Annotated in this window: 18 protein-coding genes; 5 read left to right on the top strand and 13 right to left on the bottom strand. The window is 62.8% G+C overall.

Going from position 1 to position 24,085, the window contains the following annotated elements; translation table 11 throughout:
• Positions 1 to 8: 8 nt before the first annotated feature.
• Positions 9 to 872 (bottom strand): FAD binding domain-containing protein, encoded by an 864-nt coding sequence (locus YY7_RS0104410; protein ID WP_028162160.1) that lies wholly within the window; start codon positions 870 to 872, stop codon positions 9 to 11.
• Positions 873 to 1,046: 174 nt separating this feature from the next.
• The gene (locus tag YY7_RS0104405; protein WP_028162159.1) at positions 1,047 to 2,252 is read right to left on the bottom strand and encodes an MHYT domain-containing protein; all 1,206 of its coding nucleotides are present in this window, start codon (positions 2,250 to 2,252) and stop codon (positions 1,047 to 1,049) included.
• 230 nt (positions 2,253 to 2,482) lie between these two features.
• On the opposite strand from YY7_RS0104405, the gene YY7_RS0104400 reads away from it, so the two are divergent.
• On the top strand, positions 2,483 to 2,833 hold the full coding sequence (locus YY7_RS0104400; protein WP_028162158.1) for a hypothetical protein: 351 nt from the start codon (positions 2,483 to 2,485) through the stop codon (positions 2,831 to 2,833).
• A 54-nt stretch (positions 2,834 to 2,887) separates the two neighbouring features.
• On the opposite strand, the gene YY7_RS50735 is transcribed toward YY7_RS0104400, so the two are convergent.
• Positions 2,888 to 3,733, bottom strand: coding sequence for a helix-turn-helix transcriptional regulator (locus YY7_RS50735; protein ID WP_245287195.1), 846 nt, complete (start codon positions 3,731 to 3,733; stop codon positions 2,888 to 2,890).
• A 950-nt stretch (positions 3,734 to 4,683) separates the two neighbouring features.
• On the opposite strand from YY7_RS50735, the gene YY7_RS0104385 reads away from it, so the two are divergent.
• Genes YY7_RS0104385 through YY7_RS0104375 form a run of 3 tightly spaced genes read left to right on the top strand, consistent with a single transcriptional unit; the run spans position 4,684 to position 9,390 of the window.
• Entirely contained in the window at positions 4,684 to 5,859 is a 1,176-nt protein-coding gene (locus tag YY7_RS0104385) for an efflux RND transporter periplasmic adaptor subunit (protein WP_028162157.1), read from the top strand.
• Positions 5,856 to 8,969: an efflux RND transporter permease subunit gene (locus YY7_RS50720; RefSeq protein WP_035689242.1), complete on the top strand. Its 3,114-nt coding sequence runs from the start codon at positions 5,856 to 5,858 to the stop codon at positions 8,967 to 8,969. The genes YY7_RS0104385 and YY7_RS50720 overlap by 4 nt, the downstream gene beginning before the upstream one ends.
• 10 nt (positions 8,970 to 8,979) lie before the next feature.
• Positions 8,980 to 9,390 (top strand): thioesterase family protein, encoded by a 411-nt coding sequence (locus tag YY7_RS0104375; RefSeq protein WP_028162156.1) that lies wholly within the window; start codon positions 8,980 to 8,982, stop codon positions 9,388 to 9,390.
• 204 nt (positions 9,391 to 9,594) lie between these two features.
• Here the strand turns inward: YY7_RS0104375 and YY7_RS0104370 are convergent, their stop codons facing one another.
• Positions 9,595 to 11,889 (bottom strand): FdhF/YdeP family oxidoreductase, encoded by a 2,295-nt coding sequence (locus YY7_RS0104370; RefSeq protein WP_028162155.1) that lies wholly within the window; start codon positions 11,887 to 11,889, stop codon positions 9,595 to 9,597.
• Between the two features lie 289 nt (positions 11,890 to 12,178).
• On the opposite strand from YY7_RS0104370, the gene YY7_RS0104365 reads away from it, so the two are divergent.
• Positions 12,179 to 13,423: an oxalate decarboxylase family bicupin gene (locus YY7_RS0104365; protein WP_028162154.1), complete on the top strand. Its 1,245-nt coding sequence runs from the start codon at positions 12,179 to 12,181 to the stop codon at positions 13,421 to 13,423.
• A gap of 68 nt (positions 13,424 to 13,491) precedes the next feature.
• Here YY7_RS0104365 and YY7_RS50715 read toward each other — a convergent pair whose 3' ends face one another.
• The 9 genes from YY7_RS50715 to mqo form a co-directional block, all read right to left on the bottom strand.
• On the bottom strand, positions 13,492 to 15,027 hold the full coding sequence (locus YY7_RS50715; RefSeq protein ID WP_051396525.1) for an ATP-binding protein: 1,536 nt from the start codon (positions 15,025 to 15,027) through the stop codon (positions 13,492 to 13,494).
• Positions 15,028 to 15,330: 303 nt separating this feature from the next.
• Positions 15,331 to 15,729: a response regulator transcription factor gene (locus tag YY7_RS0104355; protein ID WP_028162153.1), complete on the bottom strand. Its 399-nt coding sequence runs from the start codon at positions 15,727 to 15,729 to the stop codon at positions 15,331 to 15,333.
• A 230-nt stretch (positions 15,730 to 15,959) separates the two neighbouring features.
• Positions 15,960 to 16,610, bottom strand: a complete 651-nt coding sequence (locus YY7_RS0104350) for a response regulator transcription factor (protein ID WP_028162152.1) — start codon at positions 16,608 to 16,610, stop codon at positions 15,960 to 15,962.
• 222 nt (positions 16,611 to 16,832) lie between these two features.
• Entirely contained in the window at positions 16,833 to 17,774 is a 942-nt protein-coding gene (locus tag YY7_RS0104345) for an efflux RND transporter periplasmic adaptor subunit (protein WP_080663578.1), read from the bottom strand.
• Between the two features lie 2 nt (positions 17,775 to 17,776).
• Positions 17,777 to 17,983 carry a DUF1656 domain-containing protein gene (locus YY7_RS0104340; protein WP_028162150.1) on the bottom strand — a complete coding sequence of 69 codons (207 nt, stop codon included), beginning with the start codon at positions 17,981 to 17,983 and terminating at the stop codon, positions 17,777 to 17,779.
• Positions 17,980 to 20,034, bottom strand: a complete 2,055-nt coding sequence (locus YY7_RS0104335) for an FUSC family protein (RefSeq protein ID WP_155255032.1) — start codon at positions 20,032 to 20,034, stop codon at positions 17,980 to 17,982. Before YY7_RS0104335 ends, YY7_RS0104340 begins: the two co-directional genes overlap by 4 nt.
• A gap of 60 nt (positions 20,035 to 20,094) precedes the next feature.
• Entirely contained in the window at positions 20,095 to 21,081 is a 987-nt protein-coding gene (cydB, locus tag YY7_RS0104330; protein WP_028162148.1) for a cytochrome d ubiquinol oxidase subunit II, read from the bottom strand.
• 2 nt (positions 21,082 to 21,083) lie between these two features.
• On the bottom strand, positions 21,084 to 22,496 hold the full coding sequence (locus YY7_RS0104325; RefSeq protein ID WP_028162147.1) for a cytochrome ubiquinol oxidase subunit I: 1,413 nt from the start codon (positions 22,494 to 22,496) through the stop codon (positions 21,084 to 21,086).
• An 18-nt stretch (positions 22,497 to 22,514) separates the two neighbouring features.
• Positions 22,515 to 24,053, bottom strand: a complete 1,539-nt coding sequence (gene mqo, locus YY7_RS0104320; protein WP_028162146.1) for a malate dehydrogenase (quinone) — start codon at positions 24,051 to 24,053, stop codon at positions 22,515 to 22,517.
• Positions 24,054 to 24,085: the final 32 nt, after the last annotated feature.

Below are 24,085 nucleotides of genomic sequence, written 5' to 3'. Positions count from 1 at the left end.
CTCTCCCTCTATGCCGCACGGCCAGCGGCGCGCTGCAGCGCGCGCATCACCATGATGCCACCGACATGCTTGCGGTATTCGACCGGACCTCGGGCGTCGGCCGCCGGCGCCATGATCGCTTCCGCGGCGGACGCGGCTTGCTTCAGTGTAGCCGCATCGAGATTGCTGCCGATCGCGGCGTTCGCAGCGTCCGTCGCGAGCAGCGGCGTCTCGTGCAGATTGGTCAGCCCGATCGCGCAGGTCGCGACCTTGCCGCCTGCCATGGTCAGCACGACGGCTGCGGCAGCGGTGGCGTAATCGCCAACCTTGCGCTTCAGCTTCTCGTAGGCATAGCCGTGACCGGCCGGCGGCACCGGAATGGAGATCGATGTCAGGATTTCGCCGGGCTCGAGCGCGGTGAAATAGGCGCCCTGATAGAATTCGCTCGCCGCGACCTCGCGCTCACCACCGGGTCCGCTCAGGCGGAAATTTGCGCCGAGCACGATCATCAACGCCGGCATGTCGTTCCCGGGATCGCCATTGGCGACATTGCCGCCGATGGTGCCGAGGTAGCGCACCTGGGGATCGGCGATCAGGGCTGCCGCCTCCTGCAGGATCGGCAGAGATTGCCGGATGTCCCCGGACGTCAGCAGCTCGTGTTGGGTTGTCATTGCCCCGATCACGATCGTGTCGCCGTCGCGGCTGATGCCCTTGAGATCAGCGACGCCGTGAAGATCAACCAGATGAGTGGGCGTGGCGAGCCGCAGCTTCATCATCGGCACCAGGCTGTGCCCGCCGGCCAGTGGCCGGGCGTCGTCGCCCAGATCGGCCAGCAATTTGACCGCGCCGGCCAGGGTAGCCGGCCGGTGATAGCTGAAAGGTCCCGGGATCATCGTTTCCTCCAATCGTCCTTTGGCGCCGGTCGGGCGCGTGGACGTTGGCAGGACGGTCTCTCCGGTTTTTCCCGACCGCAATCGTTCGGGCACGGAATGGGGTTTTTCGCACGAAATGCGGATGGCGGGACACGAATTGCGTCAACCGCAGCGACCTATTGGCCGGAGCCGGGCCTAGGCATGGCGACGGCTGAGACCGAGTCGCGCCTTGACCTCGGCGATCTTGGCGCGGCTGACGGGGACGCGATGCGGCGAGATGCCGTCGAGCTCGATGATCGCGCCATCGCCCTCCCTGCGGACGAAGGCGACATGCGGGATCGCGACGATGTGGCTGCGATGGACCCGCATGAACAGAGCGGGATCGAGCTGCGCCTCGGCCTCGGAGATCGACCACGGACACATGCGCTCCCGGGTCCCGTCATGCACCCGGGTATAATGCGCATCGGCCCGGACGCTGCGCACGTCAGCGATATCTATAAAGTGTGTGCCGTCGGCGCCTTCCACCGGCAGCCGCGGCGCGGGCGCCGAACGGGGCGGCCGGCCGATACCGCCGAGCGGCGCCACGCTCAGCCGCGGTGCAACAGCGGCAGCCGCGACCGTTTCGGGCACGAGCGCATCGGCAGGCAACGCGACCTCGCCGGCCATCGCCGGAACCAGATTCTGGCGGCGCGGATCCGGCACCAGCGACAGCAGGAAGCCAGCCGCGATCACGAAGCAGAGCACGGCAACGATGATCGAAAGGATTTGTTGCGACGCAGCAAGTCCGCCGCCGAGATGCTGATGCGTCCCCGCCGCAAGCGGTGCGAAATGCATCCCCGCCATCGCCGTATAATGCATGCCGGAGACGGCGACACCGAAGGCAATCGAGCTGACAACCAGTCGAAAGCCTTCCTGCTGCGCGAGGAAGGCGCGCAGGCCGCCATAGGCCGTCACCATTGCGACGATCACCGACAACAGGACGAATGCGTCGTCGTGCTCGATCGTGAAATGACCGGACAGACCGTGGATGCCGACATAATGCATGCTGGCGATCCCTACGCCGAGCAACACGGCGGACGAGGCCACGCGCCTGAGCGACGGCTCGCCGATGCTGACGAAGAACAGGGAGATGCCGACCACCAGCGCGCAGATCAGAAAGGAGATGATCGTGGGCAGGACCAGATAGACGGTGTCGGGCGGCAGCGGGGCCGCCAGCATGCCGACGAAATGCATGGTCCAGATGCCGACAGCCAGAAACGCGGCGGCGCCCGCGAGCAGGATGCGGTTGCTGCCTCCCGGCGTGCCGCGAATCCGCGCCGCCAGGCTGAAGCCCGTATATCCACCCAGGATCGCGATCGCCACCGACAGCGCGACGAGATAGGGATCGTGTCCTTCGAACATGATCGTCTCGGCCGCCCGTCTCCACGGGCTGGCCCCTCCCTAGCCTCCCTACATAACCGGACAGTCAGAGACAGTCTACCGCTGCAGCAACGCCCTGTTCCCTTCGCAGATGCGATGTCATCTCGAAAAGCCTATGGTTGCGCGTGCACGTTCAATTGCGAAAGACATCGTCACGAACGTTGTCATTTGGTAACCAAGTAACAGTTGGCCGCACACAAGGAGACGAACCCATGGAAAAGGTCGCGCCGTTCGGGGCCGCCATCCTCATCCTGCTTCTGACGATTCCGCCAAGCCATGCCGGTCCCTGCGAGGACTCGATCGCGCGCCTTCAAGCCCAGGCCGATGCCGCGATCGAGAAACGCGCCGGCGCCGGGGGTTGGCAGAAGGAGAGTCTCGACGCGACGCGCAACTACCAGCCGACGCCGCGATCGATCGCTGCCACCGAAGGCAAATATGGGCGGCGTCTCCAACGCGTGCTCAATGCGCTCAATCTTGCACGTGCCGCCGATCGCGCAGGGGATGCCGCGCAATGCAACGCCCAAGTCGACAAGGCCACACGTGCGCTCGCGGCGGCGCGATGAGCCGTCACAGGTGGCCGCACGGCGTGCGGCTGCCAAACGAGCGTAGCCGGAGGCCTAGCCGTTAACGGAGCGCGCGTTTCGCCACTGAGCCGGCGTGCTTCCCGCGATCCGCTTGAAGACCGTGGTGAAATGAGCCTGGGTCTGGAATCCGACGCTCAGGGCAACCTCGACGATCGTCATCGTCGTGTGCCGAAGCAGTTCGTCGGCGCGGCGGATGCGCTGTCGCAGCAGATATTCGTGCGGCCGAAGGCCAGTCGCGATCCGGAATTGCGAAGCAAAATGCATCCGGCTCAATCCCGCAACGACCGCCAGATTCGAGAGCGTGATCTTCTTCGACAGATGGCTGTCGACATATTCGGCGACACGCTTCAGCCGCCACTTCTGCAATCCCCCGACCGGTCGCTCGGCAGGAACCGTCGTGACAGCTCGATCATTGACGAATGACCCGTTCTCGGCCTGCAACCCAAGCAACCTGATCGCCACGGCGAGCCGCAGCGCATCGGCGCGAATTCCGGCATGGCGGTCATAGGCCCGCCCGGTGTCGGCAAGCGCATCCGACAGGCATTTGATGACGGGATCCTTGAGCCGTTCGATCGCAGCCTTGTGCTGGAGGAGATCGAGGCTGCCGGCGGCGTTCAGCAGCGCGTCGCGCTCAGCGGCATTCCCCTCCGCGTGACCCTGTGCTGCGATCGCGAGCACGAGGTGCAGGCGTTCAAAGGCAAGCGCCATCCTGTCATCGATGACAGGACGGCCGGGCAGCAGCCCCGCCTGCGTCGGCTCATTGATACGTTCGGCTGCGGCTGTCTTGCGGCGATATGGTGTTTCATGGACAGTCGCGTGAACCGGCAGACCATCGTTGAAGTGAACGTTGTCATCTCGTCGAAGCTGAATCTGCGGCATGGTACCATCTCTCTGTCGCCATGGTGACCGTACGCCGGAAGGCCTGTACACGTTACCAATCGAGAGATCACTCTTCCTTGAGCGTCTCTCCTCGGAGCGGCCGCATTCCGACTTGTGCCTTGGAGAATATCTAGCACCGCCGCTCGCTCCATTCTACGGGCGTTTTCACGTACGTATATTGTGGGGCTAAGGCGATCATACCTTGGTATCTGCCGCGTGCGTTCGACGGGTGGGGCGTGCGTTCTTGAAATACCGTCGCGGAAGGCGGGAAGTAACTTTTCGGAGAGCTTAACCTCCGGAGAGCTGTCCTATGACAGGTCCGCTTCGGTCGAGGCGAAACCAGCTTTCGCGCACGTCCGGACGACGATCCCTAATCGCCGCACTCGCTGCTTGCATTTCGCTGTGGCTCGCCGTCGAATCCATTTCGCTCGAACCCGCGACCGCGCAGGCAGCGACGCCTGGCGTGCAGCCATTTCCGAACCTCGCCTTGCCGCTCGGTTCGGCAACGGGTTCCGCCATCCGGCCGGCAGGCATTCCGCTGGGGTCCACCGAACTTGCAACACCCGGCACGAGTCCGGTGCTGCCGCAATCCGGCGCCGCTATGAGTTTCGGAAACGAAAACTGTTTCACCGCCAGCAAACCGGGAGCGGTTTTCGATGGCGGCGGGCTGTCGGGACATTCCTCGGCCGGCTGCGGCGCGCACGGCACGACGAGCATCGTGCGTCCCATGACGTCGACATCGTCATCCGTGGGACCGATCGGAGTTCCCTTGGGCTCGACTGAACTGGGCAGTGCGGGTCTCAGTCCGGCGCTGTCGTTCCCGTCACCTGCGTCATCGCCAGTAGGTTCTTCGCCTCCGGCCGAAGCGCTGCCTTGTCCGGCCGATGGCACGACAACAACGACGGCGGCACCAGGCGGCTGTTGAGACAAACACATTTACGAGGCATGCCGTGAAGCGAAAGATCGCGATCGCAGTGGCCGTTCTGCTCGTGGTGCTGGCGGGCGGCGGGTTCTGGTACTTCAAGCGCCCGCTGACGTCAGAGCAAGCCGCCGCAGTGCCGGAGCCGGCGCCGATCCCGGTGGTCGCGACGACCGTCACCAGCAGCGATGTCCCGATCTATCTGACCGGCGTCGGCACGGTGATCGCCTACAATACAGACCTGGTGCGCAGCCAAATCCAGGGACAGATCACGCAAATCACCTTCGTCGAAGGACAAACCGTCAAGGCCGGCGATCTGTTGGCTCAGATCGATCCGCGGCCCTATCAGGCGCAGATCGAGCAGTTGACCGCGAACCTCGCCCGCGACAATGCGCAGCTCGAGAACGCACAGGCCAATCTGTCGCGGTACACCCAGCTCGGTAACAAGGGCTATGCCACCCCGCAACTGATCCAGACCCAGCAGGCGCAGGTAGCGCAGTTGCAGAGCGCGGTGAAGGCGGATCAGGCCCAGATCGACGAGGCCAAGATCCAGCTCAGCTACACGCGCTTGACTTCGCCAATTCCCGGCGTGACCGGCGTGCGCCAGATCGACGTCGGCAACATCATTCACCCGACCGATCCGAACGGCCTCGTGGTCGTCACCCAGATCGAACCGATTTCACTGATCTTCACGCTGCCGGAAAGCTATCTGCCGCGAATCCAAGAGGAGATGGCCAAGGGTCCGCTGAAGGTGATCGCCTACAGTCAGGACAACAAGATCAAGCTGGATGAAGGCAAGCTGCTCCTCGTCGACAACGAGATCGTGCAGACGACCGGCAGCATCCAGCTCAAGGCCAAATTCCCGAATGCCGCGCATCGGCTCTGGCCCGGCCAGCTCGTCAACGTCAACCTGCTGCTTGAAACCCGCAAAGACGGCCTGACCATCGCCGCTTCCGCGGTCCAGCAAGGCCAGAACGGCTCCTATGTCTACGTGGTGACGCCGGATGGGACCGCGCAATTGCGCTCCGTGAAGGTCGGCCAGATCAGCCAGGGGCAGGCACTGATCGATGACGGCCTCAAGGCCAATGAGACCGTCGTGGTCGATGGCCAATACAGATTGCAGCAGGGCAGCCGCGTCAAGGAATTGCACGGCAAGGCCGCAACCGAAGCCGATCTGCAAAGCTCGGTGCAAAAGGCCATTCCATGAACCTCTCGGCGCCTTTCATCGCCCGGCCGATCGCGACCGTCCTCTTGATGGCCGGGCTGTTGCTGTGTGGACTTGCCGCCTATCCGCTGTTGCCGGTCGGCGCACTGCCGAACGTCAACTACCCGACGATCCAGATCTCGGCGCAATTGCCCGGCGCCGACCCGCAGACGATCGCATCTTCTGTCGCGACGCCCCTCGAGCAGCAATTGAGCCAGATCCCCGGCGTCACCCAACTGACGTCATCGAGCGCGCTCGGCGTGGCCCAGGTTGTCGTCCAGTTCGAGCTCTCGCGCACTGTCGACAGCGCCGCCGTCGACGTGCTCTCGGCAATCAATGCCGCGAGCCCCTATCTGCCGCAGAATATTCCCTACCCACCGACGATCCGGAAAGTGAATCCGGCCGAGACGCCGATCATGCTGATCGCGCTGACCTCGGAATCGCTGCCGATGACCACGGTCGATGCCTATGCCGAGAACATCCTGCTGCCGAAGATCTCGCAGATTCCCGGCGTCGGCCTGGTCGGCATCGGCGGGCAGCAGAAGCCCGCCATCCGCATTCAGGTCAATCCGCAGGCGCTCGCCGCAAGGGGAATAAGTCTTGAGGACGTCCGCACCGTTATCTCCGGCGCCAATGTCGACCTGGCGAAGGGGACGCTCAACAGCCCGCGCGTGACCTACACGCTCAACACCAACGATCAGTTACTCAATCCCGCCGCCTATGACGAGTTAATCATCGCCTATCGCAACGGCTCTCCCGTGCGGATTCGGGATATCGGCAAGGCGATCGAGGCTCCGGAAAACGACCTGCTGGCCGGGTGGTATGACAAGCAGCCGGCGATCATCCTCGCGGTCCAGCGCGTGCCCGGCGCCAATGTCATCGAGACCGTGGACCGCATCAAGAAGCTATTGCCAACGCTTCAGGCATCCATTCCGCCCGCGATCAAGGTGACGATCGCGGCCGATCGCACCACCACCATCCGCGCCGCCGTCGCCGACGTCCAGTTCACGCTGATGCTGACGGTAGCTCTGGTGGTGATGGTGATCTTCCTGTTCCTGCGCAATCTCTGGGCAACGGTGATTCCCGCTGTCACCGTTCCGCTATCGCTGATCGGCACCTTCGCGGTCCTCTACGTGCTCGGCTACAGCCTCGACAATTTGTCGCTGATGGCGCTGTCGATCGCGGTCGGCTTCGTCGTCGACGATGCCGTCGTCGTCATTGAGAATATCGTGCGCCATCTCGAGAAGGGCCTTACCCCAATGCAGGCCGCACTCAAGGGTTCGGCTGAAATCGGATTCACGATCGTCTCCATCACCCTGTCGCTGATCGCGGTGTTCATCCCGCTGTTCCTGATGGGCGGCTATGTCGGCAAGCTGTTCCAGGAGTTCGCGATCACGATCACCGCCTCACTGATACTGTCGCTCGTGATCTCGCTGACACTGACACCGATGATGTGCTCGCGGCTCCTGAAGGACGACAGCCACAAGAAACATGGCAGAATCTACCTCGCCTTCGAGTGGGGTTTCGATTCCCTGCTCGCGCTTTATGCCCGCGGCCTGAAGGTCGTGCTGCGCCATCGGTTCGTTACGTTGATGGTGATGCTGAGTACGATCGCGCTGACGGGATTTCTCTACGTCGTCATTCCGAAAGGCTTCTTCCCGCAGGAAGACACCGGCCAGATCGTCGGCATCACCGAAGCCGCGCAGGACATCTCGTTCCCGGCGATGTCGGAGCGGCAGCAGGTGCTGGTCGACACGCTGCTGAAGGACCCCGCGATCGATTCGGTGGCGAGCTATATCGGACCGGGCGGGCCGACCGCAACGCTCAATCAGGGCCGCATATTCATCATGCTGAAGCCCAAGCCACAGCGCAAGGCGAGCGCGGACGAGATCATCAATCGGCTGAGGCCGCAGCTCGCGCACATCCAGGGCATCACCCTCTACATGCAGGCCGCGCAGGACATCACCATCGGCGCGCGGCTGTCGAAGACCCAATATCAGTACACGTTGACCGACGCGGATTCGAACGAGCTGACGCATTGGTCGGCCATCTTCCTGGAACGGATCAGGAGCCTGCCGTTCGTCACCGACGTCGCCAGCGATCAGGCGAACGCCGGTCCGATGCTGGACGTCACAGTCAATCGCGAGATAGCGTCGAGCTTCGGCATCCTTCCCTCCGCCATCGACAACACGCTGGATGACGCCTTCGGCCAGCGCATCGTCTCGACCATGTTCACCGCGCTGAACCAGTATCACGTCGTGATGGAGGTCTATCCGAGCTTCCAGTACGGGCCCGAGGCGCTGAAGGACATCTACGTGAATTCCGCGAGCGGCCAGCAGGTCCCGCTCAGCCAGCTCGTCAAGAGCGAGATCAAGCCGGCGCCGATCTTGATCAACCATCAGAGCATGTTCCCGTCGGTCACCATCTCTTTCAACCTGAAGCCCGGCGCGTCGCTCGGCGAGGCGGTGGCCGGCATTCAGAATATCGAAAAGGAAACCGGCAAGCCGGCGTCGCTCGCGACGTCGTTCCAGGGCAACGCGCAAGCCTTCCAGTCGTCGCTGTCGGGCACCCCGCTGTTGATCGGCGTGGCGCTGATCGTCATCTACATTATTCTCGGCGTGCTCTATGAGAGCTTCATCCATCCCATCACGATCCTATCGACGCTGCCTTCGGCGGGCATCGGCGCGCTATTGCTGCTGATGGCCGTGCGCATGGACCTCACCGTCATCGCCATCATCGGCATCATCCTGCTGATCGGCATCGTGAAGAAGAACGGCATCATGCTGGTCGACTTCGCGCTGGAGGTCGAGCGCAATGAGGGCTTGAGCCCGGAAGAGGCGATCTATCGGTCCTGCACCATGCGGTTCCGGCCGATCCTGATGACGACCATGGCGGCGCTGCTCGGCGGCGTGCCGCTGATGGTCGGAACCGGCACCGGGTCGGAGCTGCGCCAGCCACTCGGCTACACCATCGTCGGCGGCCTGATGCTGTCGCAGGTCCTGACCCTGTACACGACCCCGGTGGTCTATCTCTATCTCGACAGGCTGGGCAAATGGCTCGGCAGTATCGGCAAGCGGCCCGCCAAGAAAGCGGTCGCGGCAGCCGCAGAATAAGGAAGTGGATATGGATGCACGTGAATTATTGAAGCTCGACATGACCGCGGAAACGATGATCATCGTGACGCCGGAACTGACGGTCGGACATTTCGTTCCGGGCATGCCGCGGGTCTATGCGACGCCGATGATGATCCTGCACATGGAGATCGCCGCAGGTGCCGCCATCTCAGCGGCGCTGCCGAAGGGATTTGTCAGCGTCGGCATGGAGGTGAACGTCCGCCATCTCGCGGCAACTCCGATCGGCCAGACCGTACGCGCGACCGCCCGCGTCACCGAGCTCGATTCCAGGCACATCCTGTTCGCCGTCGAAGCCTGGAACGAGGAGCGCAAGATCGGCGAAGGCACCCACCGCCGCGGCATCGTCAACGTCGCAGAATTCGAGAAGCGGTTCGGCGTGAATGAGAATGCGGCTGCGTGAGTCCTCTTTAGCGGAGCACGAGACCAGATCTCGGGACCTCCACCTCGCCCCCGCTTGCGGGGAGAGGTCGGAATTCAAGCGAAGCTTGAATTCCGGGTGAGGGGGAGCCTCCGCGAGTGCAACTCGCACCGTATCCGTGGAAGCAGCCCCTCACCCTACCCTCTCCCCGTAAGAGCGGGGAGAGGGAGGAGAGAGCGCGCCCGCTTAGTTCTGCTCCCTCACCGAGCGCACGATCCGCACCGGAATGCCCTTGGACGACGGGGTGAAGCTCATGGGATCGTGCGCATAGAGCGGCACCAGCGGATTGGTCTCGGGATAATAGGCGGCGCAGCAGCCGTTCGGGAAGGAATAGCCGACCACGCGGAAATTGTGCACGCTGCGCTCCATTCCGTCGGTCGAGAGCGTGACGAGATCGACCCGGTCGCCGTCCGCAAGGCCGCGCTTCTTCATTTCCGCCTCGTTCAGGAACACCACGTCGCGCTGACCGTACACGCCGCGATAGCGGTCGGACATCGAATAGAGCGTCGTGTTGTACTGATCATGGCTGCGGATGGTGCTCAGCCAGAGCATCTCCGGATCGCTTTCACAGCTATCTTCGCCCAATCCTTCGAACAGCAGGAAATTGGCTTTTCCCGACGGCGTCATCCAGATGCGCTCGCGCGCCGTCGAGGTGAGATGGAAGCCGCCGGGCACGCGGATGCGGGCGTTGTAGCCTTGGAAGATCGGGAACACGTCCTCAATCGCATCGCGAATGCGGTCGTAATCGGCGACCAAGGCCTCCCAATCCACCACGCTGCGGTTGCCGAGGGTGGCGCATGCGATTCCGGCGATGATCGCCGGCTCGCTCAGGAGATGCTCGGAAGCTGGCTTGTTGCGGCCTCCGGAGGCATGAACCATCGACATCGAATCCTCGACCGTGATCGATTGCGGTCCGGTCGCCTGGATATCGATCTCGGTGCGCCCGAGGCACGGCAGGATCAGCGCATCGCGCCCATGGATCAGATGACTGCGGTTGAGCTTGGTCGAGACATGGACCGTGAGATCCAGATTGCGCAACGCGGCCTGCGTCTGCTGCCAGTCCGGTATCGCCGCGGCGAAATTGCCGCCCATGGCGACGAACACCTTCACCTCGCCGCGCAGCATCGCCTCGAGCGCCGTCACCACGTTGTGGCCGTGCGCGGCTGGCGGCTTGAAGCCGAAGCGATGCTCCAGCCGGTCGAGGAATTCCTTGGTCGGCACTTCGGTGATGCCGACGGTGCGATCGCCCTGCACATTCGAGTGGCCGCGCACCGGACAAAGGCCTGCGCCCTCGCGTCCGATGTGGCCGCGCAGGAGCGCGAGATTGGCAAGCTGCTGCACATTGCAGGCGCCGCGCTTGTGCTGGGTGATGCCCATGCCATAGACGATGATCGCGCGCTCGGCCTTCAGATAGACGTGGGCGGCATGCTCCAGATCCTCGCGCGAGAGACCGGACTGCCGCTCGATATCAGGCCATTGCGCCGCCTTCAGGTCCGCGATGAATGCCTCGATGCCGGCTGTATGGCCACGGAAGAAATCCCAATCGAGGAGCTCGGGCTTGTCGCTTGCGCGCGCAGCCTCATCTTCCTCGACCATCACCTTCATGATGCCTTTGAGCGCGGCAATGTCGCCGCCGACGCGTACCTGGTAGAGCGGCGAGCTGATCTTGGTGGCCGAAAAGGTCGCCATCTCGATCGGATTCTGCGGATACTGGAAGCGCTCCAGCGCCCGCTCGCGGAACGGATTGAAGGAGATGATCGCGGCCCCCCGACGCGACGCCTTCCACAGGCTCGTCATCATGCGCGGGCTGTTGGTGCCGGGATTCTGGCCGAAGATGAAGATGCAGTCCGCCTTGTCGAAGTCGTCGAGCAGCACGGTGCCCTTGCCCACCCCGAGCGACTGCGGCAGGCCGACGCTGGTCGCCTCATGGCACATGTTCGAACAATCAGGAAAATTGTTGGTGCCGTATTCGCGGGCGAAAAGCTGATAGAGGAACGCGGCTTCGTTCGACGTGCGACCCGAGGTGTAGAACTCCGCCATATTAGGGTCGGGCAGTGCGTTGAGGTGGCGGCCGATGATCGCGAAGGCATCGTCCCAGCTTACCGGACGGTAATGATCGGACGTCCTGTCATAGACCATCGGATGGGTGAGCCGACCGACCATTTCGAGATCGTAATCGCTCCAGCCGGACAACTCGGTGACGGAGTGCTCGGCGAAGAACTCCGGCGTGCAGCGCTTTGCCGTCGCTTCCCACGCAACTGCCTTGGCGCCGTTCTCGCAGAACTCGAACGACGACGTATGCTTCGGATCAGGCCAGGCGCAGCCCGGACAGTCGAATCCTTCGGGCTGATTCATCCGGCTCAGCGTCGTCGCGCCCTTGATCGGAACGCGCTGCTCGATCAGATGCTCGCTCAACGCCTTGAGCGCTCCCCATCCGCCGGCCGGCTGATGATAGGGACGGATGGATTTGCGAACGGTCATCGGCAAAGGCCTTATTTAGAATGCCAGGGTCGGTTGAGTAAAGGAGAGCTGTCCAACCGATGTCTTTCCAAAACGAGGCGGGATTTGCACAATCGCACCGCTCGCCGCGTGAGAAGCTTGCACGTCGTGCTCACGCAACTGCGCGTCATCTGTTATCGCGGCAGTGCGTTCCAGAAAAAGCGTGTCATTACGGAAGCAAAACCAACGGCGCCTGCCTAGGTCTTGATGAACGGGCCGCTGATGAGCGGATCTGTGCCGGTTCGATCATCTCTTTCTGGAGTCTCAGCTCATGCTCTCGCGACGAGATTTTATGGCAGCGTCGGCTGTCGGAGCCGCAATGACCGCATCCGCGCATGCGGCAAGCTTCGGTAATCCGGACGAGCCGCCTCAGGGCGCCATCAACGCCAAGTCGCCTGGAAGTCTGACCGATCCCGGTCCGCAGAATCCAGCCATTGCAAAACAGTTTCCATCCGCATTCACTCCGCCCGCGACCGACGTTGGCGGCCTGCCCACGACCTGGGCGTCCTTCAATAATGCTGCAAGACGCATTCAGAACGGCGGCTGGGCGCGACAGGTCACGGTCGACGATTTCGCGATCTCGAAGGAAATATCCGGCGTGAACATGCGCCTCGCCGCCGGCGGCATTCGCGAGCTGCATTGGCATCAGGCCGCCGAGTGGGCCATTATGACCTATGGCACCTGCCGCGTGACTGTTCTCGATGCAGAGGGGCGTCCTTATGTCGGCGACCTCAAGGCGGGCGACCTCTGGTATTTTCCGGCCGGCACGCCACACTCGCTGCAGGGCCTCGGACCCGACGGCTGCGAGTTCGTGATCTGCTTCGATGACGGCCACGCCGACGAGTTCAATACGCTGCTGCTGTCGGATTGGATTGCCCACACGCCGCCCGAAGTGCTCGCCAAGAACTTCGGAGTTCCGGTCGAAAGCTTCGCGAACATTCCGCTGCACAACCTCTGGATATTCCAGGGCACCGTGCCAGGCGACCTCGCCGGCGACCGCGCCGCGATGAGCAGGAACGCAGAGATGCCGCCGCATCCCTTCATCTTCTCGCTCGAAGGCTCGCGCCCGCTCAAGCAGTCCGAGGCCGGCACCATTCACGTTGCCGACAGCACCAACTTCAATGTCGCAACGACCGTGGCCTCGGCGCTGGTCACCCTCAAGCCGGGCGCGGTCCGCGAGATGCACTGGCATCCGAACGCCGACGAGTGGCAATACTACATCAAGGGCAAGGCCCGGATGACGGTGTTCAACACCGGCCCCAATGCGCTGACAATGGACTTCAACGCGGGCGACATCGGTTACGTCAAGAAGAACTACGGGCACTATGTCGAGAACGTCGGTGACACCGACCTGCAATTCGTCGGCGTGTTCCGCGCCCCTCGCTACGAGGAAGTCTCGCTGACGAACTGGCTCACGCATACGCCGCCCAAGCTGGTAGCGCAGCATCTCAACATCGACGAAGCGATGATTGCCAAGTGGCCCGACAACAGTCCGGGTATCATGCCGAAGGCATGAACCTGGGTATCATGCCCAAGGCATGAACCTGGGTATCATGCCCAAGGCATGATCGCAGCCGGGCGGACTCATTGCGCCCGTCCGACATCCTCATGGAGCGGCAGGGTGAACTGGAAGGTCGCGCCCGGCCCGGCATTGCGGGATGCAGACAGCTTTCCGCCATGGGCCTCAACGATCGAGCGGCAGATCGATAATCCCAAGCCAAGGCCGGCCGACTTGGTGGTGAAGAACGCGTTGAACAGCCGCTCGGCGTTCTCGTCGGAAAAGCCGACGCCGCAGTCCGCCATGATCAGGATGGCCTGATCGGCCTCGAAACTGCGCTGCGACCGGATCAGCAATTCGCGCGGCCGATCCGTAACCGGCTGCATCGCCTCGATGCCATTCATCACCAGGTTCATGACGACCTGCTGCAATTGAACCCGGTCGGCGCGGACGATCAGCGGATCGGTCGCAAGCTCCGTACGCAGCGTGATCTGCTTGCTCGTGAGCTCGCGCCGCATCAGCACGCGGGCCTCGTTGACGACCTCGTTGATGTCGAGAAGCGCCCGCTCCGTATCGGTCTTGCGCGCCAGCGCCCTAACGCGCCCGATCACGTCGGCCGCGCGGCTGACATCCTTGACGATCCATTCCACCGAGCGCCGCGCATGCTCCATGCCTGCCGCGCCGCGGTCGAGCCAGCGCAGGCAAGCCTCGCCGTTTGACATGATCGCGGCCAGCGGCTGGTTCACCTCGTGGGCGATCGAGGACGTCAACTCGCCGAGCGTGATTACGCGCGTCGCGTGCGCGAGGTCCGCCTGCGCGTCGTTGAGTGCGGCCTCGGCCTGCTTGGCGGCGGTGACATCGGTCACCGCGCCGATGTACTCGATGCCATCAGGACCGTCCTTCACGGCATGGGCCAAAGTGCGAATATGCTTTAGCGCGCCATTCGGCATCACCAGCCTGGCTTCGTGACCGAAATCCACGCCATTCTGCGAGGCCTCCTCGAGCAATTGCTGCACAAAATCGCGATCTTCGGGATGCATGCGCCGCAGAACGAACTCCAGTGTCGGCGTTGTGGCCGGATCGCATTCGAAGATCCGAAACGTCTCCTCCGACCAACTGATCTCGCCGGTCGCCACCTTCCAGCCGAAACTGCCGGTGCGGCTCAGCCGCTGCGCTTCGGCCAGGTACATTTCGCTCCGCAGCAGCCAGGCCTCGGTCCGCTTCTGCGCTTCGAGCGCAGCCAACAGGTCGCGGCGAGAAAGCTCCAGCGATCGCGTCGCCTTTCGCTGTGCTGAAGCGATCCAGTTGACGAACAGCGCCGTGATCAAGAACAAAGTCACTCGCGGGATCTGATGAACATCGATCTCGAACGAACCAATCGGTGTCGCCACGAAATACTCGAACGCCAAACCTGCAAGCGCAGTCGACACCAAGCCGGGGCCGAGGCCACCAAACCAGGCCGCAAACATGATCGCGCAGAGGAACAGCGAAACGTACGGTTCGATGTTCAGGTACTCGACCGCGGCCTTGGAGGCGATCAGGGCTGCAGCGGCCGACAAGATCGCAACTGCATAACGGGAGAACGTCGCCCAAGGCGTTTGATCGATATCGGCCAGTCCCAAGCGCCAATCTGAAGATGGCCGCGGGGCATCGACGGACAAAGCGGGCGCACCTGTTTCGCTGCTACGCTGGCCCGGATACATGCCAAATGCTCCTTGTGCCGCCCGATCATGAAATCCCTGCTTACGGTCGCGCAAGAGTTCTTCCAACTCAAGACTCGTTCTTCCAACTCAAGAGCCGTTGAATTTCCGTGTAGCAGGAGTGGACCAGCCGTGAACGGCGGCCGCGATGCGGTTTTGGTGATCATCGGGACCCGTCCCGTCTGGCGACCGACCGGGGTCGGAAAAACCCGCCTGCCGAAGAATTCAGATCTTGACAGTCGGACCTTGCCCATCACGCCCCTGCAGGGCCTGTTCAAGGTTTTGAATGAGATTGTCGGTCTCGAACGGCTTGGTCAAGAGACAGACTGCACCGGCACTTGCGGCGTGGGCGGACACGGCCGCCTCGGGAAAAGCCGTGATAAAGATGAAAGGTATCTCGTTGCCGCGGGCGCGCAGGCGAAGCAGGAGCTCGACGCCGTTAGTGCCGGGCATATTGACGTCGGCGATCACGCAGGCGGTCTGGTCGAGCACGCCGGACTGCAGAAATTCGTCAGCCGACCCAAACGCGAGAACGCCATAACCAAAAGACCTCAGCAGATTGTCGGTCGCGGTACGGACGGACGCATCGTCGTCGATGATGGAGATCATCGGTGTTGTCGGCAAGATCGCTGTCCTTTTGGGGAAACCGGGAATAAGGATCCGCTAGCGCGCGATGACTTTTCCTCGAATCGTCAGCCCGCCTAGATTCTTGTCCGGCACACGATCTGCCGCGCAAACGTTCCCCATTTGTCGCGCGGAAAAGCCGGCACCGCTTCCCCGGATCGCACGCTCGTAACGTTAAAATGCGCTCTATCAAGATACCGGGGAATCATACTTAGGTTTCTCGCCCACAGCTATCGGCGGCGAATTCCGATCATTTCGGCCATCCTGACCAGATCGGCGAGCGATTTTGCGCCCATCTTCTTCATGACGCGCCCGCGATGGATTTTGACGGTGATCTCGGCAACCCCGATCTGCGCCGCAATCTGCTTGTTCATGAGGCCCGCAGCCACCAAAGCCAGCACTTCGCGTTCACGGTCGGTCAGGGTCTCGAAATGTTCTCGCAAGCCCGTAACGGCTTTCTCAGCCTCGCGCCTTTCGCGATCGCGCTTGATCGCGGTCATCACGGAATCGAGCATATCCTGATCGCGGAACGGCTTTGTCAGGAAGTCGATCGCCCCGCCCTTCATGGCGCGGACGCTCATCGGAATGTCGCCGTGACCGGTCATGAAGATGATGGGAATGTGGACGTCGGCCCTGGCCAATTCGAGCTGGAGGTCGAGCCCACTCAACCCGGGCAGCCGGATGTCCAGCACCAGGCAACTCGCGACATCAGGCAACTTGCTGTGCAGCAATTCCGCGGCGGAGCCGAACTCCTGCACCTCCAGGCCCACCGATTGGAACAGGTTGGCAAGCGCCCGTCGCACGCTCTCGTCATCGTCGACGACGAAGACAACTGACTCCTGGCCCGTCGTCAGGTCGTGAGGCGACGCAAACGGATTCATGCGCCATCTCCGCATGCAATGGCCGAATAAAAACTCCAGCGGACGGCAGCAGACGGATGTTTCGGATTCAAAACTGATTTTCCGGGTATCCCTGACATCTGACGTTAGAACACATCAGCGGAACCTCCGCAATTCTACGGGGGTACCCGGAACAGGACGCAACCATGCTCCCGCGGCGCTGCTGCTATGCCTGCGACAAAATAGCCAACCGGGATCGAAGGCCTAGCGGCCGACTTCCACACTGGCAGTGGTGCCGGCGACGAGGCGCACCCCGTCAGGCACATGATCGATGTGAATATGCACCGGGATCCGCTGCGCCAGCCGCACCCAGGTGAAGATCGGATTGACCGACGCGAGCCCGCCCTGGCCCGGCTGCGCATTGGTGACAGTGATGCCGCGCGAGACCCCGCCGACATGGCCACGGATGAGCTGGCTGTAGCCCATCAAGCGGACTGTCGCCGGATCATTGTCGCGAATCCTTCCGAGGCTCGTCTCCTCAAAATAGCCGTCGACCCAGAAGGAATCGGCGTCGACCAGCGAGACCAGGTTTTGGCCGATATTGGCGTAGTCGCCGCGCTGGGCCAGCAGATTCGTCACATAGCCATTGACGGGCGAGCGAACGGTGACACGGCTGAGATTGAGCTCCGCCTTGGAGACCATGGCCTGACCCGCGGCGACAGCGGCTTGCAGTTGATGCAGCGAGCTTGCCGATTGCTGAAAGACGTCCGTCGACACCCAGCCTTCTCCGCGCAGCTTCGCCTGCCGTCCTTCGTTGGCGCGCGCGTAGTCGAGCGCGGCCTGGTCGCGCGCAACCTGGGCGCGGGCAGCGTCCAACGCGATCTGGTAGTCGTTCGGTTCGATCTCGAACAGCACGTCGCCCTTGCGCACCATCTGGTTGTCGGCGACCGGCAGGTTGACGATCCGCCCGGCAATCTCCGGCGCGACGGTCACGACATAGGCCCGCACCATGCCGTCGCGCGTCCACGGCCGCCCCATATAGACGTCCCACGCGAACCATCCCAATAACGCCGCCACCACGACAGCGCCCAGCGTGAGCAGTGCCGGGATCACGGAACTGAGCGATATCCTGCGGCTCGCCCCGCCTGCCGAAGAGCGCGGCAGAGCTTTCCCATCGCCCGCCAATCGCGTCTGAACTTCAGACATCGCTATACCTCAGCTACCACCAAAACCACGCATGAAAGCAGAATGATATAAATCGCGAGCACGAACAGCGCCGGATGCCAGACATGGCGCAGCAAGCCGAAGCCCGCCACCATCCGTCGCAACACGACCAGGATAAGCCAGGCCGCCACCATCAGCAACGAAAGCGGGGCGACGTAGACGCCAAACAGGTTGACTTCCGAGAAGCTCATGGCGGCGATGTTTCGAAATAGGTCTTATGTTGTGCGAGCGTTTCCGACAGCACGAGGATGCTGCCGCGCGCCCGCTCCCTGACCGGCAATCCCGGCGTCGTGGGCGCGACCGCGGCAAGCTTCGCATCGAAGTCTCCGAGGCGCTGGATCGCGGCCGCGATATCGGCTTGCGCAACCGCATCCAGTGCAACGGAGAACTCCTGATCAAGGTCGAAGCGACCGGCGACGGGACGAAGCCGGATGATGGCATTGCCCACCACCAGGGCCGACAGGAGATCAGAGCGTGCCGTCGGCTCGGTCTTTTCAGGGAGCGCCTGCAGGTAATTGTAGATCCGTCCTTCCCACGCCTCCGATGTCAGTTGCAGCCGGTCGGTGGCAAGCCGCCGTAGTTCCCGCAGCGTCCGCCGCAGCAGACGGCGGACACGGAGCTCCGCCGACAGCGGCGGCACCATGCGGAACGCAAGCGCGGCCGCGCCGAGTCCCACGAAGATCGCCAGCGCGACATTGTAAAAGGCGAGCGTATTGTAGGTCATCTGGTTCGCCGGCCCGAGCAGCGGAATGAAAGTCGCGACCAGCGCGATGAAGACCGGCGGCAGCCAGGGTTGGGTCATCAGCGCACCGGCCGGAATGAGCACAAGCCCGATCACAAGGCAGAGGCCGGCGAAGGATGTCATCTGCGGCAGAAGCGCGAAGTTGGCGATAGCCGCGAGCACAGTGGTGATGGCGGCGCCGACCATGAACAGCATGGTGATGCCATAGGCCTGATCGGGCCGCGCTGAGAACAGGGTGAGCGCGATCGCCGCAAAGGCGACGGCAAGCGCGCCATTCGGCCACGCCGTCACGACCCAGAACAATTCGACCGCGGCGATCGCGGTGAATGCCCGTGCCGCATTGAGAAGCGAGGGAGCATAGTCCGGAACCGGAAACCTCTCATGCCGCCGCGCCCGAACGGGCTGCGCGGGATCAGTCAGCACGAGCAAGCCGCCAAACGCCCTTCGAAGCGCAAGCAGCGACCGCGCCGCCTCATCGACGATCAGCTTGATCGACGGCGTCGCACATCGCATCGCGAGCAATTCACGCACGGCTGCAGCACATGACCTGCGCAAACGCGCCGGATCGGTTTGTGCGATCGTCGCAACGCCGACGGATTGCGCCGTCAAGTCCGTTGGAAAGCTGCGGGCGATCTGGCCGATTTCATGCCGCCCCTCTTCGCTTGGCAGCAGATCGAGATGGACGGCCACCCTTCGCCATGCGGACATTGCGCGGAGAAGACCAGTCGATGCCGACTCTAATTCCAGCATGTGATAGCGAACGTCATAGGACTCGCCGCCTGCCTCATCCATGAGGGGATCGAGAGCACCGATCCGCTGCGCCAGACCGAAGCCGATCCGGCGGGATCCCTCTCGCCTTTCCGACAACGTCGCGACGAGCTGAGCCAGGATTTCCGTCGCCAGCGCAGCCATCTCCTTCGCCAGCCGCCTTGGCGCATCGCCGAAATCCGTCATCGCCATCACCAGGCCCGAGCACACGATGCCGACGCAGATCTCGCTGGCGCGGTTCACCGCAAGCGTGAAGACCTCGCCATTGGCGCCACCGGTGGCGCCAAGCAGGTCGCTTGCGACGATTGCGGCGGTAAAGCCCGCGAGCGCTGCCGAATAGGACGCGAAATTGCGCAGCAGCGTTGCCACGAAAGCGCAGCCCGCGCTCCAAAGCGCCAGTCCAAGCAGGAATCCGACCCGTTGTTGCGGAAAGAGTGCTGCCAGCACCACGATCGCCACAGCGCCGATCGTCGTCCCGATCAGGCGAAACCAGCCCTTGCGCAGCGCAGCGCCGAGGTGCGGCTGGCTGGCGATCGCGGCCGATGCACCGGCCCAGGACGGAATCTCGAGCTGAAGCCAGAAGCTGAGATAGAGGGCGAGGCAAACGCTTGCCCACAAGCGCAACCCAAACATCAGCGCCGACGCCGGAACGCGCAGCCGGTCGGCAAGCCGTCTTGCTTCGGGAAGCCGGCCCGCAGTCCAATCAAGCAGAAGCGACGCCGCCCTGGTCATCTGCCTCACCTATGCACATCGGGCAGACTGCGCGCTGATCTCAATCGAGCTCATGCCGCATCAGTAATGATCGGTCATGGGACCGACCTTACCACGGAACACGCGGTAGCCGATCACGATGTAGAGCAGCATGAGCGGGAACACGAACAAGCCCTCGCCCCAGAACATGAAGGCGAGGCTGGAATGCGGCGCGGCCGCCTCCTCGATCGTGATGACAGAGGGGATCATATAGGGCCAGAACGACAGCGCCAGTGTCCCGAAGGCGGTAACGAAGATCGTCGCCACCATGTGGAACGGCCAGTAATCGTCATGGCGCAGGATGCTGGTGGCAAGCACCAGGGCCGCAGCCGCACCGATCGCCGGGAACGCGAACAGATATGGCCTGTCGGTCCACCGCTGCAGGATCGGAAGATTCTCGGTGAGTGCATGGGCGAAGACGACGATCAGGAACACCAGCACGGCGATCGCAAGGACCGGGATCTGGCGGCGCGCAGTGGCGCGAACCGCCCCTTCGCTCTTCCGCACCAGCCAGCAGGCGCCGAGCAGCGCGTATCCGAGGCAAAGGCCGATACCGCACAATACGGCAAAGCCGGTCAGCCAGCCGAGCGCGCCGCCGGAATATTCGCCATTGGTGAACTCAAGTCCCTCGACCAGCGCGCCGACCATCGCGCCCTGCATGAAGCTCGCAACAAGCGAGCCACCGGAGAAGGCGACATCCCAGACCCAGCGCGAGGCCAGCGCCTTGTTGCGGAACTCGAACGCCACGCCGCGCAGGATCAATCCCAGCAGCATGACGATGACGGGGATGTAGAAGGCCGACAACAGGATCGCATAGGCAGCGGAAAACGCGCCCCACAGGATCACGCCAGCCACGACCAGCCAGGTCTCGTTGCCATCCCAGACCGGCGCGACCGTGTGCAGCATTTCGGCCCGATCCTTCTCGTTCTTGGCCAAGCCGAACAGCATGCCGACGCCGAGGTCAAACCCGTCGAGCAGGAGATAGATCAGGATACTGATTGCGAGCAGCGCTACCCAGAACATCACCATGTCTATTCTCCTGCACTGATGTAGCTGCGTGCGCCGACCGGGGGCTGATCGGCCATCGACATGGGCCGGTTCGGTGCCGCTTCGCGCGGCTCCGTGGTCGGAATTCCGGCCGGGCCGGCGCGCAGCAGGCGATAGATGTAGTAGGTGCCAAACGAAAAGATGAAGGCGTAGACCAGGACGAAGAGGATCAGCGTGGTCAACGCGGCGGAGGCGGTGAGGAACGGCGTCATCGCATCAGCCGTGCGCAGCACGCCATAGACGGCCCAGGGCTGACGGCCGACTTCCGCGGTGTACCAGCCGGTGAGGATCGCGATCCACGGCAGCGGAAAGCTGAGAAAGATACCCCAGAGCAGCATGCGGTTCCGCTCGAGCCGATGCTTGAGGCTGACATAGGTCCCGAGCCAGGCCAGCCCCAGCATCACGAGACCGCAGCCGACCATGATGCGGAAGGTGAAGAACGGGATGATCACCGGCGGCCGGTCCTGCGGCGGGAATGTCGTCAGACCGACTTCCTTTGACGTCAAGCTCATGCTGCCGATGATGCTGCCGAGCACGGGAATGCTGATCGCGTATTTGTTGGACTCCGTGCTCGAATCGGGGACCGCGATCAGCACTTCGGAGGCGGGCTGCTCGTCGTGCCAACGGGCCTCGATCGCGGCGAATTTGGCCGGCTGATAATCATGGACGTAGTCGCCGACGAGATGTCCGATGAAGAGCTGGATCGGAAGCAGCACCGCCGCAAGCGAAAGGCCCATGCGCAGCATCACCCGCGCCTCTACGTAATAGGTCCGTCGCAGCAGGTACCACGCGCCGGTCGCCGCCACGCAGAACGCGCCGGTCAGGTAAGAGGCGATCAGCATGTGCGGAAAGCGCACCCAGACCACGCGATTGAAGAGGATCGCGACCCAGTCGTCAGGCGCGAACTGTCCCTTCTCCAGGACATAGCCGACCGGCGCCTGCATCCAGCTATTGTTGACCATGATCCAAAACGCCGAAAGCGTCGTTCCCAGCGCCACCATGGCAGTGGAGAACAGATAGAACCATGGCGGCACGCGGTTGCGGCCGAAGATCAGGATGCCGAAGAAGCTCGCCTCCAGCATGAAGGCGGTGAACGTCTCGTACGACAATAGCGGCCCCTGGATCGGTCCCGACATCTTGGCCAGCACGCTCCAATTGGTACCGAACTGGAATCCCATGACCACGCCCGACACCACGCCCATGCCGAAGGCAACGCCGAAGATCTTGAGCCAGAACTCGAACAGTGTCCGGTACACCGGCTTGCCGGTACGCATGTGCATCGCTTCGAGCACGGTCAGCCACGCGGCCAGGCCGATCGTGAACGACGGGAAGATGATGTGAAAGGAGATGGTGAAGGCAAACTGCAATCGTGACAGGAGAAGTGCTGTGGCATCCATCGGAAGTCTCCTGCCTTCTCAAGCCCGTTGCGCTGCCGAGGTCGGCGTGGCGGCCGGCGGTGGAATGTTGTCGACCTTCAGAATTTTGGCGGTGGTCGCACGGATGCGCCGGCAGAAATCCGCATCATCGATCAGCGATATGCCGTAGGAGGGGATGATTTCTTTCAGCTTGGGCAGCCAGGCATTCGCCGTGAGCTGGCCGGCAAAGCACTTCTCCAGCACGCTGATGGCGATGAAGGCCGCGGTCGAGGCGCCCGGCGACGCGCCAAGCAGCGCGACCAGCGAATGATCAGCAGCGCCGACCAGTTCGGTGCCGAATTCGAGCAGTCCGCCGCGCTTGACGTCCGGCTTGATGATCTGGACGCGCTGGCCTGCGACCTGCAGCCGCCAGTCCTTGGGATCAGCGTTCGGATAATACTGGTCGAGCGTCGCCAGCCGATGGCTCTCGGACTGCAGCACCTGCCCGATCAGATATTCGGTCAGGTCGAAATTGTCGCGCGCCACCGCAAGCAGCGGTTCGACGTTGGCGGGTCGGATCGACTCGAATAAATCAAGCCGCGAGCCATGCTTGAGGAACTTGCTCGAGAAGCCGGCATAAGGCCCGAACAACAGCGAGTGCTGCCCTCCGATGACGCGGGTGTCGAGATGCGGCACCGACATCGGCGGCGAGCCGACCGCAGCCTTGCCATAGACCTTGGCGTGGTGACGCTTATTGACCGCGGCATCGTCGCAGCGCAGCCAGATTCCCGAGACGGGAAAGCCGCCATAGCCATTCCCTTCCGGAATGCCGGATTTCTGCAAGAGCGGCAGCGCGCCGCCGCCGGCGCCGATGAACACGAACTTTGCCTTGACCGACCGTTTCTCGCCGGTGTCGGTATCGCGGACCTCGATCCGCCAACGACTGTCCTGATCGCGAATGAGATCGGTGACGGCGCTCTTGTAGTGGACAGCGCAGCCGGGCTGGCTGACGAGATGATGAACCAGATGATGGGTCAGCGAGCCGTAGTCGACATCGGTGCCGGTGATGATCCGCGTTGCAGCGACCGGATCGTCGCCACTACGGCCTTCCATCACCAGCGGCACCCAGTCGGCGATCTGCTTCGGATCCTCGGTGTACTCCATGCCCTCATAGCAATGATGGGCCGACATCGCCTTGAACCGCTTCCTGAGGAACTCGACATTGTCGGCGCCGGATACGAAGCTCATATGCGGCACCGGGTGAATGAAGGTGCGCGGATCCGAGATCGCGCCCTTGCCGACAAGAAAGGACCAGAACTGCCGCGACAGATCGAATTCGACATTGACCTGCAGCGCTTTGGAAATGTCGACGCTGCCGTCGGGCCGCTCCGGCGTGTAGTTCATCTCGCAATTGGCGGCGTGCCCGGTGCCGGCATTGTTCCAGGCGTCCGAGCTTTCCAGCCCGCAATCCTCCAAGACCTCGAACATCGAGATGGTGAGTTGCGGCTCCAGTTCCTTGAGGAAAACGCCTACCGTAGCGCTCATGATGCCTGCGCCGATGAGGACGACGTCCGGCTCACCAGTGGGGGTGCTCTGCATGGATATCTCCTTCCGGGTTGATATCGCTGTCC

The organism is Bradyrhizobium elkanii WSM2783 (assembly GCF_000472865.1).
Lineage (GTDB): Bacteria > Pseudomonadota > Alphaproteobacteria > Rhizobiales > Xanthobacteraceae > Bradyrhizobium > Bradyrhizobium elkanii_A.
The sequence above is the reverse complement of the archived record's forward strand: the minus strand, read 5'-3'. Positions and strand labels throughout refer to the sequence as shown.

Excerpts from the sequence above, each read along its gene's own strand:
- YY7_RS0104410 (WP_028162160.1), bottom strand. The coding sequence starts at position 872 with ATGATCCCGGGACCTTTCAGCTATCACCGGCCGGCTACCCTGGCCGGC.
- YY7_RS0104405 (WP_028162159.1), bottom strand. The coding sequence starts at position 2,252 with ATGTTCGAAGGACACGATCCCTATCTCGTCGCGCTGTCGGTGGCGATC.
- YY7_RS0104400 (WP_028162158.1), top strand. The coding sequence starts at position 2,483 with ATGGAAAAGGTCGCGCCGTTCGGGGCCGCCATCCTCATCCTGCTTCTG.
- YY7_RS50735 (WP_245287195.1), bottom strand. The coding sequence starts at position 3,733 with ATGCCGCAGATTCAGCTTCGACGAGATGACAACGTTCACTTCAACGAT.
- YY7_RS50720 (WP_035689242.1), top strand. The coding sequence starts at position 5,856 with ATGAACCTCTCGGCGCCTTTCATCGCCCGGCCGATCGCGACCGTCCTC.
- YY7_RS0104375 (WP_028162156.1), top strand. The coding sequence starts at position 8,980 with ATGGATGCACGTGAATTATTGAAGCTCGACATGACCGCGGAAACGATG.
- YY7_RS0104370 (WP_028162155.1), bottom strand. The coding sequence starts at position 11,889 with ATGACCGTTCGCAAATCCATCCGTCCCTATCATCAGCCGGCCGGCGGA.
- YY7_RS0104365 (WP_028162154.1), top strand. The coding sequence starts at position 12,179 with ATGCTCTCGCGACGAGATTTTATGGCAGCGTCGGCTGTCGGAGCCGCA.
- YY7_RS0104350 (WP_028162152.1), bottom strand. The coding sequence starts at position 16,610 with ATGAATCCGTTTGCGTCGCCTCACGACCTGACGACGGGCCAGGAGTCA.
- YY7_RS0104345 (WP_080663578.1), bottom strand. The coding sequence starts at position 17,774 with ATGTCTGAAGTTCAGACGCGATTGGCGGGCGATGGGAAAGCTCTGCCG.
- YY7_RS0104340 (WP_028162150.1), bottom strand. The coding sequence starts at position 17,983 with ATGAGCTTCTCGGAAGTCAACCTGTTTGGCGTCTACGTCGCCCCGCTT.
- YY7_RS0104335 (WP_155255032.1), bottom strand. The coding sequence starts at position 20,034 with ATGACCAGGGCGGCGTCGCTTCTGCTTGATTGGACTGCGGGCCGGCTT.
- cydB (WP_028162148.1), bottom strand. The coding sequence starts at position 21,081 with ATGGTGATGTTCTGGGTAGCGCTGCTCGCAATCAGTATCCTGATCTAT.
- YY7_RS0104325 (WP_028162147.1), bottom strand. The coding sequence starts at position 22,496 with ATGGATGCCACAGCACTTCTCCTGTCACGATTGCAGTTTGCCTTCACC.
- mqo (WP_028162146.1), bottom strand. The coding sequence starts at position 24,053 with ATGCAGAGCACCCCCACTGGTGAGCCGGACGTCGTCCTCATCGGCGCA.